Source organism: Rhodoferax sp. PAMC 29310 (genome assembly GCF_017948265.1).
In the GTDB taxonomy this organism is placed as follows: Bacteria; Pseudomonadota; Gammaproteobacteria; order Burkholderiales; family Burkholderiaceae_C; genus Rhodoferax.
The window spans coordinates 3,265,960-3,281,485 of record NZ_CP072852.1 but is presented as its reverse complement, the minus strand read 5'-3'; the positions used below and the strand labels follow the sequence as shown (position 1 = coordinate 3,281,485).

Below are 15,526 nucleotides of genomic sequence, written 5' to 3'. Positions count from 1 at the left end.
CTCCTGTCAGTTGATGAACGCGGGGCATACATGGCACCCCGTCTGTGATTCATCTTACTTCGGTTTGGCGTCGCATCTTCAGCCAGATCAAGGCAGATCCGGTGAGCGCGACCGGAACCAATGAGCCCCAGTTCAACAAGGCCCACCCTTGGGTGGTGACCAACATGCCAGAGGCAAAGGAGCTGACGGCCAAGGTAGCAAACACGAAGAAGTTCAACGCACCCTGGGCCTTGTCTTTTTCAGCAGAGGTATAGGTTGACAGGGACAAGGTCGTGCTGCCCGTGAACAGAAAATTCCAACCCACCCCGAGAAACAACAAGGCCAGCAGAAACTCCTGCAACTCGACGCCTGAAAGTGCCACGCCAATACACAACGCGAACAGCGCCACACCTACGCCCATGATGGGCAACGCACCAAATCGTTTGATAAGGTGTCCGGTGAAAAATCCCGGCGCGAACATGCCAATCACATGCCACTCCAGTACCAGCGCGGCGTCTGAAAACGGCAAGCCGCATTGCTGCATGGCCAACGGGGTGGCCGCCATCAACAGGTTCATCACGCCATAGCTCAATGCGCCCGTGGCGGCAGCCACGATGAAGGCAGGCTGGCGCATAATTTCGCTCAAAGGGCGGCCACCATCGAGCACATTTTTTGGTGGCGCTGGGGGAAACTCAATCTGGCTCAGCACCGCCATGGAAATCAATGCCACCATGGCCAGCGCAATGTAGGCACCGGCAAAAGGGACATCCATGATCGTGCGGGTGTATTGTGCCAAATTGGGGCCCAGCACGGCGCCAATCAGCCCGCCTGCCATCACCATGGACACCGCCTTTTCCCGCCATTGAGGAGTCGACAACTCAGCCGCCGCAAAGCGGTACAAGCCGGCGTTGGCGTTGTAGTAGCCGGCAATCAGCGTCGCCGTACACAGCAACCAAAAGTTATGAGACAGGGCGGCGTAAGCGCACAACAGCGCCGCCCCCATGGCGACCAGCAAGCCAAGCTGGAACGAGCGTTTGCGACCCAGGTGGTGTTGGGCTTTGGCCACCAGCCCCGTGGACAAGGCGCTGCCCACCACATAACCCATGACCGGCAAGGTGGCCATCCAGCCCAAAGGGGCCATGCTCAAACCCACCAAGCCATTGATGGCGATAAACGTAACGTTGTTGGTCAGGAACAAGCCCTGGCAAATGGCCAGCAGCCAAAGTTGTCGGTTCATGAGGTAAGTTTGATCCGGATTAAGGCCGCGCAAGATACCTTGCTCACGGCCCAAGTGTTGCATTACATTAAATAAACATCATAAATACATCTTTAAACTATTCCCGTGCACTTGTCACTCCCATTGAAAGACTTTGCCATGCCAACCCCTCTTGTCAGCAACATCGATTTGCGTCAAATTTCTCCCGCTAAGCGTCACGCCATGGTGTTCAGGCGGTTTGCCGATATGCAACCCGGTCAAACGCTGGAACTGACCAATGACCATGACCCCTTGACACTGAGCGCCCAGCTGGAAGTTCGTTCGCCCGGGCAGTTTAGCTGGGAGTATCTGGAGGCTGGCCCTCAAGTTTGGCGCGTGGCGATTGCCAAGCGGGCCTAGGCACCGGCCAAAGCAGGTGGTGGCTGCTGCGGCGGCTGAGCCTCAGGCGCTCATTGAAAAAGTGGCGTGTCTGTTTTTACTTTGATTGACCTGTGTCAGCGGGTTCGCCTGCGGCATTTGATGCCTTTGTCGCGCTATAGCCGGCTCCAGCCCACTGACCGAGTCCACCACCCTTGCCCCACCATGAATTCCATCGTCGATCGCTCTGTTGCTTCCGCACCGCCCATGGATCTGGTTTGCCCCGCGGGCAGCCTGCCGGCACTCAAAGCCGCCATTGACCATGGGGCAGATTGTGTCTACCTGGGGTTTCGGGACGCCACCAACGCCCGCAACTTTGCCGGACTGAACTTTGACGAAGCGGCGATCAACACCGGCATTCGCTACGCGCATGAGCGAGGCCGAAAGGTCCTGCGGCGCTGAACACCTATCCCCAAGCCGCCAGCGCCAAGATACCTTGGGCATCGAGAGGCAGTGCGTGCTCAGTGCTTGCGGTATTTTTTATGGGCAGATAGTGCTGTGCCGGCCCGTCGAACTCAGCACACCAACGTTCCCCGCCAAATGGGTCGCCTGCGCAAAAACAACAGAATCAACCGTGTCAGTAAGACTGCCGGACACCCGGCGGACATGGGTCTAGCTCATCAGGGGCGGATGTAGGCCCAACCTTCGGACTGTCGCTTCATCAGCTCCACCACGCCGGCGGGCACATAGCCGATTGACTTGTTCATATCTGCTTTTGTCAGCTTCAGGGCTGTCATCGTGTTTTCGCAGGCCACCACCTGAACCCCAGACTGCACCGCCTCGGAAACCCGGTTCGCCGTGGTGGCGTCGTCCTTGAGCATGCCGATGCCGGGCCCGTAGGCGACGATTTCAATCTGCACTTTAGAGGCACCGAGTTCCTGCTGCACGTTCTTCGCGTTGTTCAAGGCAAGGTTCCATTTGGCAGCATCGCCATCGCTCACCTGAAATACTACTTTCGCAGGGGGTGGGCTGGCCGTCTGTGCCATCGTACCGGTGGCGAGACTGGCACCGATGGCCAAAAGACCGGTTTGAAGAAATTTCCGCAATGTCATCATGGCTTGCTCCTGTTGAGTGACGGGTTTGCATGGCGCGCCATCGTCATCGGACGGCGCTGCGAGTGCTCGAGTGGGGGACTGCCATCAGGAGGCCTCGACGTCTGCCGACGTGGCCGTCTTTGTTAAACGGTCTGCCACATCAATCGGGGCGTTGTCATCCAGCTCGATCGCGACCTGCGTACACACGGCACGGCACAAAGTGGCGACTCGCTCACTTTGCAAGCCATAGAACACCTGGGCCCCTTCCTTGCGTCTTGACAGCACGCCTTTGCGGTACAGCGCGGAAAGATGCTGCGACATATTAGGCTGCGTCGTGTCAATCAAGGCCAGCAGCTCGGACACGTTTTTTTCTTTTTCGCATACCGCGCTGATGATTTTGAGCCGCAAGGGCGTAGAGAGCAGCGAAAAGAGCTGCGCTGCAGATTCAAAAACGCGGTCTTCGCTGCTTAACTCGCCCATATCAAGTCCCGTGTCAAAAGTGAAACAGCTTCAATTCTAGGTTTAGCCGCGCCCAAGGTCACAGCGAGCGACATCACGTCGTCTTCCTGCATCTCGCCAGCCATCGTCTGCATTAGACGACCATCTGCACCCACCAAGCAAGTCAGGGGAATAACATTGCGACTTGTAAACTGCGCCCGAAAACCGGGCTGTGCCATGGCGATCGGAAAATGTATCTGATTGGCCAGCACATGGTTTCTTATTTTTTCTCGATCGTTCTCGCTGCTCACCCCCAGCACCCGAAAAGCTTTGCCCCGGCTGAACTGGTACAACTTTTCAATGTGGGCATTGTGGCGTTTGCAGAACGGGCACCAAGTGGCCCAGAACACGACGACGACCGGCAATCCGACCCACCTGGCAGGGCCATCGCCATGCTCATCCAGCAAACGCAGTGCAGACCAATCGATCGGGGCAGGCAGCATGGCGGGAGCAGCCATTGCATCCTTTAGAGGCGTCGCCAGTGTGATGGCAGCGCCCGCCAGTACTTGTCGGCGCGACCACCCTGCGCGGGCGACGGCTTGTGGTTTCATTTGTCGCCCTGCTGTTCCATGAGCAAATAGGTGTTGTAGGCGTTCATGCGATTTGCTGCGCGGAACAGGGGCATGCCACTGAATCGGGACCAGTCGGCTTTCGCATAGGCCTCGTCAAAGGGCTCCAGGTTGCTGGCCGCCGCGCCCATGGTGGTACGCAGGTACGTCAGGTAGTCGCGGGTCACGGCCATGTCCGCCATGGGGTCGGTTGACGCCGGGCCATGTCCCGGGATGACGACTTTGGGCTGGTACTGCATCAGTTGAGTGATCGACGCAATCCACAAGCGACTGTCCGCCTGGCCGACGAATGGAATACGGCCCCGAAAAAATAGGTCTCCCGCAAAAAGTACACCGAGCTGCGGTACAAACACGACCAAGTCTTCCGGCGTGTGGGCGGGCCCGGCATGACTGATTTGAAAATCGTAGGAACCCACTTTGAGAGACGTTTTCGGCTGGACTAGCCAGCGGTCGGCTTCGACCAAGTGGGTCTCTGTGTTGATCCATGGCGCCAGTTCCATGCGACTGGCCTCCAGGCGTTTTTTGGCGGTGTCCGAGTTCAGGTACTCGCGACCTTCGGCATGCGCCCATATGGTTGCACCAGCCGCTTTGAAAGCCTGGAGGCCATAAATGTGGTCGGCGTGATAGTGGGTCGCAATCACATAACGTACCGGCTGCGGCGTCACCAACTTGATCTGCGCCAACAATTCCTCCGCCAGGGCAGGGGAGCCCAATGCGTCCACCACCACGACGCCGTCATCGGTCACAACAAAACCGGCATTCGAGATAAAGTTGCGGTTTTCCGGGGTACCAAGCGCCGCTTGGCCCTGGACAAACCAGACCCGATCGGCCACCTGCACGGCCTTGAGTTGCGACTCACCTGCCTGGGCCGCCCCACCCAACCACATCGTGGCTAGAAAAAGCAGAATAGCAGCGAGATGTTTTGTCATGGTTGATCCAATATTGCTGCCGCCGGACGTTGGTCCAACAAGCGATCCGTCAGCGCAGCGGCAATCCACATTGCCGTGAGTGTCGTGAAGGCGGTGATGGTGAAAACCGACGTGCCGGACAAACCGGCCCCCACTGCACAACCGCCAGCGAGCATGCCGCCAAACCCCATGCACATGGCGCCAATCAGATAGCGACGCATGCCCGCGCCGCCCTGGAAACCTTCGAGCTTTAATTCGCCGAACAAGGCGGCTGATAGGAATGCGCCCAGAAACACACCAGGCACCAGCCCCAGGTCAAATGTCAGCGGTTTGTCGGTGGTGAACAGCACGCGCGACAGGACGTCAGCGGAGGTGCCCGTAAAGCTCAGTGATTGAACGGGATGCGGGTCAAACGACACCAGGCTGATGACGTAAGTTGCCCACCATGCGCCCGCAATGGTCAGTCCGACACCAATGGCGCCCGCCCAGGCCCAAGTGGTCACGCATTGGCGTCGCGCCCACACGACGGCAGCGATGAGCCATATCAAGCCGAGACCGATGGCTCCGACGTGTCCGATACCACTGCGCGCAAGGATGTCCCTGGAGGTGCCGCCGTCCACCGTCCACCACGCCGAAATAATTTCACGCACAGGCGCCAGAAGACCGGTCCAGGCCGCTTGAGCCGCCACTGCGAACACCAAGCCGGACATCAGCGAGCGCAAATTACCCTGGGCGGCCAACACCAACAGGCGACTTGAACACCCCCGCGCCAGAATCATGCCCACACCAAACAGCGCACCACCGATGGCCGCGCCGGACAGGCTGCCGCGTGCGGCAATCTGCCTGGACACGCTGGCATCAAACCAGCCCAACTGCGCCAGAATTTGCGTGGCCAATATGGCAGTGGAAAACGCAAACAACCAAACGGTGAGCTTGCCACCGCCATGGTTGCGTGAAAATTCTATGACCGCAGAGCGCAGGCAAAACCGGGAGCGCTGGGCCAAGAAACCGAAGAGTGAACCAACGACCATGCCCGTCACCGCCAACGTCGGTCCCTCACCCAGGTATTCGGTACCGCGCTCCAGAATCGTGAGTGGCATGCAAGCCTTTCAGGCGATGGGTCAGTTACGGGCGTATGTAGGCGTAACCTTGCAACTGCAACTTGGTCAGCCGCACCACTCCCGACGGGGTGTACTCCGCGTCCAAAATAAACTTCTCGCGCTGGAGATCGCGCAATTTCAGCGTGATTTCGCACACCTCAAAGCGCACGCCTCGTCCCAGCAGCGCAGACACCGGTCCGGCGAAGTCACTTCCATTTTTGTCTTTTGCGCCTTCCATCAAAAAGTCGACACCATTGCCGATGGCAACGACCACGATTTTTGCGGTCGGATCGGTATCGAGGTGGTTGCGCACGCTGCGCAGGCCAGCCAGCGCCTGCGAATCTGTTTCACTGATGTGATAGACCACCTTGTCCTGGCTCCAGGCCACGCCTGAGACCAATAGCGCACACACAACGGCAAATAACCTGAAGCATTTCATGAGAACTCCTTCTGTGTGAAAAAGTGCAAGCCGCTCAATCAGCTGCGAGCCAATCCAGGGTTGCCCGCCATACCCAACAGGGTTGGCGTATTGATGGTTCGGGCTTTGACATGGCCGCCCGGCTGGGACTTGAGCCACGTCTCAACGACGTCCCAGATCGGTTTGTTGCCAGGTGCCGTGCGCGCCGCTTCCGCAACCGGTGCCCATCCGGCCACCTTGTAGGTTTTTGACGCCTCCAATGGCTTGCCGGCGACCGTCAACCGGGTGATGCGCTGCCCCATCTTTTGAGTGGGTTCACAGGTGTAGGAAAGGCCGCCGACCCGTACCATATCACCACCCTGTTGGTAATAAGGATCGGGATTGAAAAGGTTGTCGGCCACATCTTCGAGGATCGTCTTGATGGCCTCACCGGTCATCGTGGTCAGCGTGGCGTACGGGTAGGTAATGGCCAGTTGGTCCATCATCAATTCCCGGGTAATCGTGTCGCCCGGCAACAGCGTGGTGCCCCACCGGAAGCCCGGACTCAGCGCAATGTCTGCGCCCTGTACATCCATCAGCGCATCGCACACCAGCTGATCCCAGCTGCCATTGAAGTTGCCACGGCGGTACAGCAAGCCGTCGGTCACCGCCAGCTTTTCGGCCAATTGGCTGGCGTAGGGCAACCGAATTTTTTCAATCAGCGCGGTCATGGCCGGGTCTGCGGGAATTTGGTTGGAAAAGACCGGCAACAGACGGTAGCGGAAGTCGCTCACGCCGCTGCTTCCGACCTCGAAATCCATGACGGCCAAGAACTTGCCATTGCTTCCTGCATTGGTCACCAAGGTTTTTCCGCCCGCGTTGGAAACCGGCACGGCAATGGGTACACCGTCATGGGTGTGGCCGCCAAAAATGGCATCCACACCACGCACGCGCGATGCCATTTTCAGATCGACATCCATGCCGTTGTGCGACAGCACGACAACAAGTTTCGCGCCCTTGGCACGGACCTCGTCAACCATCTTTTGCAGGTTGTCGTCCTGAATGCCGAAGGTCCAGTCTGCCACCATGTAGCGAGGGTTGGCAATCGGCGTGTAGGGAAAGGCCTGTCCAATGATGGCAACCGAGACACCGTTGATCTGGCGCAGGATATAGGGTTTGAATACCGGGTCGCCAAAGTCATTGGTCTTGATGTTCTGGGCAATAAAGTCAATCGAGCCGGCAAAGTCTTTTTCGACAATTTCCTTGACGCGCTCCATGCCGTAGGTGAACTCCCAATGCCCGGTCATCACGTCCACGCCCAGCAGCTTGGAGGCATCAACCATGTCTTGCGCCTGGGTCCACAACGACGTGGCCGATCCCTGCCAAGTGTCGCCGCCATCAAGCAACAAAGCACCGGGGCGACTGCCTTTGAGCTGCTTGACCAAGGTCGCAAGATGGGCGAAACCACCGACCTTGCCGTAGCGGCGAGCCGCTTTGGCAAAGTCGATGTTCGTGAAAGCATGGGCTTGGGCCGTGCCAGGCCAGATACCGGCCGCCTTCAGCAGGTTGTCCCCCACAAGGTGCGGCAGTTGGCCCCGCATGTCACCTACGCCCATGTTCACGCTGGGTTCACGAAAGTGAATGGGCATGAGCTGCGCATGGCAGTCCGTCATGTGCAGCAGCGACACATTGCCAAACGACGGAATGTCGTACAAGCCCTTCTGTGCCGTGGCCGCATCGGCATTGGCAAAACGACTCAGCGGCAGGCCCGCCGCTGAGGCAGCGCCCAGCAACTGGATGAATTCACGTTTGGAAAGGTTCATGTCGCAGCGACCTGTTGAGCTTATTGGTTGACGGGCGACTTGGGGTCCAGCAACAGCGCCATCAAGTCTTTCATCTGAGTCTCATCCAGCAAGCCTGCGTGGCCAAACCGAGGCATGTTAGAGCAAGCATTGGTCGCCCGGGGGTTGTAGATCTTGCCCCAGGTGTATTCGACTATGGGACGTGCCTCAGCGCTTTGCACATCGGTCACGCCGCGGTTTTTGCCGAACTGGTAGAGACTGGGTCCAATCGTTCCAAACGAGATTTCCTCCTTGGTGACCTGGTGGCAATTCAGGCAGTTTCCACCATTGGCACTGGTTGCGGTGGATTTATCGGTCCAGGTCATGCCGCGACCGTTTTGCGCCAACTTCTCTCCTTCGCGCCAGTCGCCAATGAATTTCCCGTCTGCCGGAAAGCGAACGGTTTTCATCGCGTCCTTCTCGATCGAGCTCGCCACGTCTGCGGGCAAGTCTGCCCCCATCGCCTGAGAACAGGCCGCGTTGGCAGGGTCTTGCACCAAACGATCGGTCTTGGCGATGCCTTCATCGCGGAACGAGTTGCGCATCATTTCGGAAACCATGGCGCCATAGTCAGGCGCGGGCGCCACGGAGGCACAACCAGCCAGCACGATAGCCGCCGCACCCCAAACAAAAGTTTTTGATTTCATGACAGGAGTCCTTTAGCGTTTGAGGGCAGGTGCAACAGACTCTGCACCTTTCGCGTTGACGCCCATGAAGACACCCAAGGCAATGGTGACATCCGAGGCGAAACCAGGGTAAGGAAAGCGTTGCTGGCGGAAGCAGTCGTTCAGGCGCTGCTGCATGCCCCACAGCTGCCCGTTGCTCAGCCGGTAGGCGGGCCAGGCGGCAAAGCCAACCCCGTCGCCCGGGTTTCCAGTGAGGTTTGGCAGATCTTGCATGCGAATGCGTTTGTCCGACTCACCGTGGCAGGACGCACAAGAAAAGTCATGCGAGCCGCCGCGGTAATAAAACGCACGCTTGCCCAGTTCGTAGTTCTTTTGCTCTTGCGCATGGGCTTGTGGCAGATTGAAACGCATGCCTTTGGACTCGGCGGAAATCCAGGCCACCAGCGCAGACATATTGGCCTGCTCGCCTTTTCCGAATGGCGTGTTGGCTATGGCTTTGGCATCAAAGCCTTGAAAGTTCTCCATGCAGGTCAACAGCCGGGACTCCAGGTCTTGCACCTTGGCGGTGTCCGCGAACCAGCGTGGCAACTCCACGAAGGCCCCCTTGACGACGCCCGGTCCCTTGCCCAGGTTGCATTGCTCCAGGGTGGCGGCTTTCGGACCCCGTTTGGACTTCCACAACTCCTCCCCCTTGGCCTCAAAGAGCTCAGCGGGGTTGCCGTCGGCCAACATGGCACGGTATTCATTGATGGCGTCAGCCGCCGATTTTGACTGCGCAAAGACAACAGTTGAGATGGCACAAGCCGCAATGACAAGCAGTTTGAAGGGTGTTCGCATGGTCGTCCTCCTTTAGGAAACAGTGGCTTCGTCAGTGCGCTTGTCGCCTTTGTTATCGGTCCAGGATATGGTGACTTTGTCACCCGCTTTGGCGCCCCGAACGTTGAATTGCAGGAACGGATTTTTGGCCACAGAGGGCCCCCACTGGGCCGTCATCACGGTCTTCCCGTTCAGAGCCGCGACCACCTCCTGAATGTGCCAAGCGGGAATAATTTTGCCGGCGCCGTCTTTGCGTTGACCGGTCTCCATTTCGTGGCTCATCAGCACGCGAATGGTTGCCTTGTCACCTGCTGACTGTGCACGAATGCGCATCGGATCTGCCATGTTGTTCTCCTCAATGAATGATGAATGGAATAAGGGCGGGCGCCAGCGTTAGCCGCCACAGCCTCCCAAGGTGACCTTGATTTCTTTGACGGCGTAAAGCACTTTTCCGTCAGCCATCATGGCGACGGCAAACACGTTGGATGACTGCCCCATCTTGACGCGTGTCAAAAAATTAGCCTCCACGGCGTCGGTGACATCGAACATGGCAGACAGCATGGTCGGATTCTTTTCAACCAACAGCAACAAGCGCTTGACGCCTGGAAGCGCGGTGGACGCGCCCACTGGGACCACCGCACCGTTCTCGGCAATGTCAGGACCAGTGATAGTCACGTCCTTGCTTTCAGCAGGGGCACTGCCGCCTAGGGCCTTCATGAGATCGGCCATGTTTTTTGCATCGAAGGCCGCTGTGTTGTACCCCGCGACCTGAGCTTGCGCAGCACGGGGCAACAGGCTCAATGTCGCCATCATGGCGGTCAATTGGGCGGATTGTGATAACAGTTCTCTACGGTTTTTCATCAAAGTCTCCTGGGTCACTGAATGCGTTAATTTGAGCGGGTGATAAGTCGCGGAAAGAGCGGATGGCGAGGGATCGTCGAGGTCATTTGGGTGAGCCGGCGATCAACCACTTCGCGATCGCAGTGGCCTCCACACCTTTCAAGCTTTGGGGAGGCATGGGTATATCTCCCCAAACTCCAGAGCCACCCGCGCGTATCTTTCCTTCTAGGTAGGTCACCGCATCAGCGCGACTCTCATATTTCTTGCCAATTTCCTTGAATGACGGGCCCACAATTCGGGCATCCACACCGTGACAGGCCACACAGCTGTAGGTTTTGGTCAACGCAATGGCCGCCGCCGATGCCGTTTTTACGACAGGCAGCGCAGGCTTGCTACTGTCAGCAGTGGCGCGGGCCTGCGCCATGGTCGCTGCGGGCGCAAGGGTGGTATCCACGCCGTGTTGCGCACCCACTATCCGGTTTTGCTCTGCAAGGTTCCCGTGGGCGTTGCGCGCAAAATCCGGCAATGAGGATTTAATCGCCACGTCCGTGTTGCAATCCTTCATGCAGGCGACGGCCTTGACGTCGGGCTTGCCCCCGTTGCCGATCAACTTTCCTGGCCACAGGCCGTGGTCGGTCGTCATACCGTTCCTGTTGGGCAAAAGTTTTTGCACCTGTGCCATGTTGGAATTGGACAGCACCAAGTCCTCGGGGACGATGTTTCCCAGATTGAGCAGGTAAGCCACCACGGCATAGACTTCGTTCGTGGTCAAGGACTTTGGCTCAGTCCATGGCATGGCACGGTTGATGTAGTCCCACAAGGTCGACAGTGTGGACGCCTTCATCAACGTCGTGCGGCCCGGGTACGCGGGGTCGTTCAAACGCTGCACATGGCCACTCTGAATGTCTTGCGCCGTAGTGCCCCCCACCAAAGGGGAAAACGTCTGGTTGCTTTCGCCAAACACGCCGTGGCAACTGGCGCATTTTCCTTCCCAAACCACCATGCCCTGGGCGACCGAACCCTGGCCTGCAGGAAGCCCTTTGAAGTCGGGTCTGACATCAATGTCCCAAGCGGCTACTTCTTGCGGTGTCGCGGTCCGCCCAATGCCGGAAAAAGAGGTGTCGCCGAATGCGTTGAAACTCAGCAGGGCGCCCAGACACGCCAGGCTGACCACTGCTTGGTTGCGCGCCGAGTTAAGAGATCTGAACATTTTTCACCTCGCCGTTTTCCTGCACCAGCCAGGTCTGTATCGCATTGTTGTGATAGATCGAGCGGGTCCCGCGCACGGCGCGCAGTTGGCGTTTGTCCGGTTGCACATAGCCAGTGTCATCGGTGGCCCGGCTCTGGATGAGTGCCGGCTTGCCGTCCCACACCCAGTCCAGGTTGAAGCGGGTCAAGCACTTGTTCAACACCGGCGTCTCCTGCCGTGCCTTTCGCCAATTTCTCCCCCCGTCCACAGACACGTCAACCCGAGCGACCTTGCCGCGCCCGGACCAGGCCAGGCCGCTCACGTTATAGAAGCCCTTATCCATCAACAATTGACCGCCCGATGGCGTGGTCACCACACTCTTGCACTCCTGGGTGCTGGTGTACTGGCGATGCTGGCCGGAAGGCATAAGGTCAACATAGTGAATGGACTCGTCTTTGGCGCCGTAGGGCTGGTCGCCCACTTCGATGCGTCGCAGGTATTTGACCCAGCTGACACCTTGAACCCCTGGCACGACCAGCCGCAGGGGGTAACCATTTTCCGGACGCAACATTTCACCGTTTTGTCCGTAAGCCACGATGACCTCACCGCTCTCAACCAACTCCATGGGCACGGTGCGGGTCATGGAAGAGCCATCTGCCCCTTCGGCCAACACATAACGAGCGCGCTTGTAGTCCACGCCGGCACGATCCAGCAAGAGCTTGAGCGGCACGCCAGTGAACTCGCTACAGCTGAGCATGCCGTGGGTGTACTGGCAGGTGGGCACGGCCACATTGCCCCACTCCATGCCGGTATTGGCACCGCACTCGATGAAGTGAAAGCGGCTCACGGACGGCAAGCGCATCAGTTCGTCCATGGTGAACACCATCGGCGTGCGCATGATTTTTTCGTCGGAGCCGTTGAGCATCAGACGGTGCTTGGAGGGATCAATGTCCCACCAGCCCTGATGGTGGCGCTCAAAGTGCAGCCCACTGGGGGTCACGATGCCAAACAGCGACTGCAAGGGCGCAAACGAGACTGAAGCCTGCGTGGTTTGTGTCAGCCCCGGGCTGGTGCGCCGCTGCACATTGCCCTCGAAGGTGGACGGCTTGCCGTAGCCGTCATTGGCGACCGGCCGACCCAATCCGCGCGAGTGCTCCGGCAGGTTGAGGATGTTGGCATCGCCAGCAGAACTGGTTTGGGCCATGGCGGGCGCGGCAGCAGCCATGCCCGCAGCAGCAAATGCTTTGCGGAGAAAGTCCCGGCGCGCAGTGGCTGGTGCTTTAAAGACATGCTGAACGTCTTGCGGGGCAAGAAAATTTTCAGGGGCCTTGACCAGACGCCCTGCTTGGACATTTTCTGAATTTATCTTATTCATATTGGCTAATATAAATAGATACTGATATTTGCAATATAGGGAAAACCCTGCAACCGGCGCGCTGCGCTACAGTGCGCGGATGCAATTTCCACTCAATCCTCAAGATGCCACGCAAGCGGTTATTTGGGGCGGCCTCGTCTTGGGGCTGGCACTGGGTGCAATCGCTCAGGTCTCGCGCTTTTGCACCATGGGGGCATTGGCTGACTGGTTCGCCTACCGGGGCACCAGCCGTCTGATGATGTGGGCGTTGGCGGTAGCCGTCGCGGCCGTGGGTTCTTTGCTGCTGATGCAAGCTGGCCTGTTGGATGCCACGCACACCCTGGCGTGGAGCAATCGGCTTTTATGGCTGTCCTACCTGGTGGGCGGCACCTTGTTTGGGATTGGCATGGTGTTGGCCTCGGGTTGCCCGCAGCGCAATCTGGTGAAGCTTGGTAGCGGCAGCTTGAAAGCCTTGGTGACGCTCTTGGTGGCGGGGGTCACGGCACAAATGACCCTGCGGGGGGTCTTGTCCGAAGTGCGGGTGAACCTGTTGGACCCGACCAGCATTCTGTTGGCCTTTCCGCAAGACTTGGGGTCAATACTGGCCCATGTGTTGGGCCTGGGTGCGGCGGCGTTGCGGTGGCTGGTGCTTGCCGCAGCGCTGGCGTTGTCAGCGCCTTGGTGGTGGAAAAACCGCCACAGCATGGATCGCCAGCAATGGCTGGCCGGCGGCGCGATTGGGCTGCTAGTGGTGGTCGCCTGGTGGCTGACCGGCCACGTGGGCTACATCCCGGAGCACCCCGAGACGTTGGAGACCCTCTGGGCGGGCACCTACTCGCACCGGCCGGAGGCGTTCACGTTTGCGGCGCCCATCGCGCACAGCCTGGACCTGCTCACCCTGTGGTCTGACCGCAATACAACACTCAGCTATGGTGTCATGGTGAGCCTGGGCACCTTGCTGGGCAGTGCTGTGCTGGCGCTGGCACGCAAAGAATTTCGCATCGAGTCGTTTCAAAATTCCAGAGACATGCTGAACCACCTGGTTGGCGGCGCATTGATGGGATTTGGGGGGATCACCGCCATGGGCTGCTCCATTGGGCAGGGCGTAAGCGGCTTGTCGTTGCTGTCAGCAGGGGCTTGTCTTGCGGTCTCGGGCATTGTCTTTGGCACTTGGCTGGGCTTGCGTTTTCAGACCTGGCAAATGGAGCGCAACACGCCGTAACAGATCCGCTCGCGTCGCTCCGTTCTGAAAAAATAGCAGTCAAATTGACCACCAGCGCAGGCTGGGTATGCGCAAAGCACTATCAATACCATAGCAATTCGAGACAACCTGAGTGACGCGCACTGCGGGTGCGCGGATTGTCAGACCAGGTTTCGTCCGCCTGACATGGCCGCAGCGCATCACCGGCAGGTCTGGTTTTTGCAGTCGCCTTGCTAAATCGGCCACACGAAATGCTTGAAGGCGGACCAGCCCATTCAGTGACTCTGACGGTCCAATCACGGTGCTTGCGCGTGTCTTGATTCGCACCGCGCGACGTCGTCATTGAACCCAATAATCACCCAATGAAGCCCAAAAGTGGTGAATGAACTACATTGAAGGGGTCTCACGGTCGTGCAACGCGGTCGTTTTCTCTCCTTTTTTTGCTCAACCTGGGTTACTCATGGCACAACTCTCCCCCGCTGGCATCCGTGCCGTACAAGATATCGCCCAACGCCACGGCTTCAGCTTTGATGCGGTGCAAAGCATGCTCATCTCCGTCATCAACGGCAACGGCAGCATGGCGCAATTCAGCCACCCTGAGTTCGGTGGTTCCGGCCAATGGATGCAAGGGGGCATGACCATGGTCGGTGACATGTTCAACGGCTACCTCAAAGGCCGGGTCGACAACCTTTGTTCCGAGTTGTCCCGTTTGATCCAGAACCAGCCCGAGTTGATGCGCACCGGCAGCTTTCAGAGCCAGACCCAGAACGGCAACACGTCTTACAACAGCTTTGGCGGCGGCTCGGGCGAGAACACCAACGCCAACAGTCTGTTTGTCCCAGCGCCTGCACAGGCCAACTGGTGGGGCCCGGACTTGAAGTGGCCTAACAGTTCGGGTGGACAAAACGGCATGCGCTATGCCTGGTTTTCACAGGCGCGTCGCCTCGCCATGGAAGTCAACGGTCAGGTCATCATTTACGACACGCTGGATCACCAAATTGGCGGCGTCTCTCAGCAGCAAAGCGGCGGCTACTCGGTGACTTTTTCCAGTCAATATGGCTATGTGGATTTGTCGAGCTTGCCAGTGGTCAGCATCAATGGCCTGCCGCCCTTGGCGCCAACACCGCCGCCGCCCGCGCCCAGTTACAACAACCCGCAGAGTGATTTCGCACCCGCCAAAACTTCAGGGACCTCTGGGACCTCGTCGGTCAGTTCACACGATATTTTCGCCAGCATTGAAAAACTCGCCGCCCTGCAAAGCCGGGGGTTTTTGACTGAGCAAGAATACGCTGACAAAAAGGCGGAGCTGCTGAGCCGTCTTTAAGGTTTTGGACGGCCCACGCCTGCACGCTGACAGGAAAAGGCGCTCAGGGTTGCGTTGTTTACACCGCATCCAACCCCAACCTGCCTGTCAACCGGTCATTCAAACTCTCAAAGCAGGCGATCGATGCAGAGTTGACATACGGTAGTCATGACATTACTAGCGCCGCACGACACCTTGAACCGGATCGAATCACACGTGATGAAATGGAGCCCACCAA

General features: G+C 58.4%; 17 protein-coding genes and 1 pseudogene. 4 read left to right on the top strand and 14 right to left on the bottom strand.

Annotated elements, in window-relative coordinates; all coding sequences use genetic code 11:
• Positions 1-49 precede the first annotated feature (49 nt).
• Positions 50-1,216, bottom strand: a complete 1,167-nt coding sequence (locus tag J8G15_RS15320) for an MFS transporter (RefSeq protein ID WP_210543145.1) — start codon at positions 1,214-1,216, stop codon at positions 50-52.
• A gap of 138 nt (positions 1,217-1,354) precedes the next feature.
• Here J8G15_RS15320 and J8G15_RS15315 point away from each other — a divergent pair, with 138 nt between their 5' ends.
• Positions 1,355-1,594, top strand: coding sequence for a DUF2249 domain-containing protein (locus J8G15_RS15315; protein ID WP_210543143.1), 240 nt, complete (start codon positions 1,355-1,357; stop codon positions 1,592-1,594).
• Positions 1,595-1,777: 183 nt separating this feature from the next.
• Positions 1,778-2,028 (top strand): annotated as a pseudogene (locus J8G15_RS15310) (peptidase U32 family protein); the annotation flags it as partial.
• Positions 2,029-2,232: 204 nt separating this feature from the next.
• Here the strand turns inward: J8G15_RS15310 and J8G15_RS15305 are convergent.
• The 13 genes from J8G15_RS15305 to soxC all read right to left on the bottom strand — a co-directional run bounded on the left by J8G15_RS15305 (position 2,233) and on the right by soxC (position 12,805).
• Positions 2,233-2,667: a DsrE family protein gene (locus J8G15_RS15305; protein ID WP_240538318.1), complete on the bottom strand. Its 435-nt coding sequence runs from the start codon at positions 2,665-2,667 to the stop codon at positions 2,233-2,235.
• Positions 2,668-2,751: 84 nt separating this feature from the next.
• Positions 2,752-3,126 (bottom strand): metalloregulator ArsR/SmtB family transcription factor, encoded by a 375-nt coding sequence (locus tag J8G15_RS15300; protein WP_210543141.1) that lies wholly within the window; start codon positions 3,124-3,126, stop codon positions 2,752-2,754.
• A complete protein-coding gene (locus J8G15_RS15295; protein ID WP_210543139.1) occupies positions 3,114-3,695 on the bottom strand; it encodes a TlpA disulfide reductase family protein in 582 nt (193 codons plus the stop codon). Before J8G15_RS15295 ends, J8G15_RS15300 begins: the two co-directional genes overlap by 13 nt.
• On the bottom strand, positions 3,692-4,600 hold the full coding sequence (locus J8G15_RS15290) for an MBL fold metallo-hydrolase (protein ID WP_240538571.1): 909 nt from the start codon (positions 4,598-4,600) through the stop codon (positions 3,692-3,694). The genes J8G15_RS15295 and J8G15_RS15290 overlap by 4 nt, the downstream gene beginning before the upstream one ends.
• Before the next feature lie 38 nt (positions 4,601-4,638).
• On the bottom strand, positions 4,639-5,721 hold the full coding sequence (locus J8G15_RS15285) for a YeeE/YedE family protein (RefSeq protein ID WP_210543136.1): 1,083 nt from the start codon (positions 5,719-5,721) through the stop codon (positions 4,639-4,641).
• Positions 5,722-5,746: 25 nt separating this feature from the next.
• Entirely contained in the window at positions 5,747-6,160 is a 414-nt protein-coding gene (locus tag J8G15_RS15280) for a DsrE family protein (RefSeq protein ID WP_210543134.1), read from the bottom strand.
• A 38-nt stretch (positions 6,161-6,198) separates the two neighbouring features.
• Positions 6,199-7,941 (bottom strand): thiosulfohydrolase SoxB, encoded by a 1,743-nt coding sequence (gene soxB, locus J8G15_RS15275; RefSeq protein ID WP_210543133.1) that lies wholly within the window; start codon positions 7,939-7,941, stop codon positions 6,199-6,201.
• A 20-nt stretch (positions 7,942-7,961) separates the two neighbouring features.
• Positions 7,962-8,606 (bottom strand): sulfur oxidation c-type cytochrome SoxX, encoded by a 645-nt coding sequence (gene soxX, locus J8G15_RS15270; RefSeq protein WP_210543126.1) that lies wholly within the window; start codon positions 8,604-8,606, stop codon positions 7,962-7,964.
• A gap of 12 nt (positions 8,607-8,618) precedes the next feature.
• A complete protein-coding gene (soxA, locus tag J8G15_RS15265; RefSeq protein WP_370627550.1) occupies positions 8,619-9,317 on the bottom strand; it encodes a sulfur oxidation c-type cytochrome SoxA in 699 nt (232 codons plus the stop codon).
• A gap of 117 nt (positions 9,318-9,434) precedes the next feature.
• Positions 9,435-9,746 (bottom strand): thiosulfate oxidation carrier complex protein SoxZ, encoded by a 312-nt coding sequence (soxZ, locus tag J8G15_RS15260; RefSeq protein ID WP_210543124.1) that lies wholly within the window; start codon positions 9,744-9,746, stop codon positions 9,435-9,437.
• Between the two features lie 48 nt (positions 9,747-9,794).
• Positions 9,795-10,262: a thiosulfate oxidation carrier protein SoxY gene (soxY, locus tag J8G15_RS15255; protein WP_210543123.1), complete on the bottom strand. Its 468-nt coding sequence runs from the start codon at positions 10,260-10,262 to the stop codon at positions 9,795-9,797.
• Positions 10,263-10,344: 82 nt separating this feature from the next.
• Positions 10,345-11,451: a c-type cytochrome gene (locus J8G15_RS15250; RefSeq protein ID WP_210543121.1), complete on the bottom strand. Its 1,107-nt coding sequence runs from the start codon at positions 11,449-11,451 to the stop codon at positions 10,345-10,347.
• A complete protein-coding gene (gene soxC / locus J8G15_RS15245; RefSeq protein WP_210543120.1) occupies positions 11,435-12,805 on the bottom strand; it encodes a sulfite dehydrogenase in 1,371 nt (456 codons plus the stop codon). Before soxC ends, J8G15_RS15250 begins: the two co-directional genes overlap by 17 nt.
• Positions 12,806-12,884: 79 nt before the next feature.
• Between soxC and J8G15_RS15240 the strand changes: the two genes are divergently transcribed.
• The gene (locus J8G15_RS15240) at positions 12,885-14,006 is read left to right on the top strand and encodes a YeeE/YedE family protein (protein WP_210543118.1); all 1,122 of its coding nucleotides are present in this window, start codon (positions 12,885-12,887) and stop codon (positions 14,004-14,006) included.
• 439 nt (positions 14,007-14,445) lie between these two features.
• Positions 14,446-15,309, top strand: a complete 864-nt coding sequence (locus tag J8G15_RS15235) for an SHOCT domain-containing protein (protein WP_210543117.1) — start codon at positions 14,446-14,448, stop codon at positions 15,307-15,309.
• Positions 15,310-15,526: the final 217 nt, after the last annotated feature.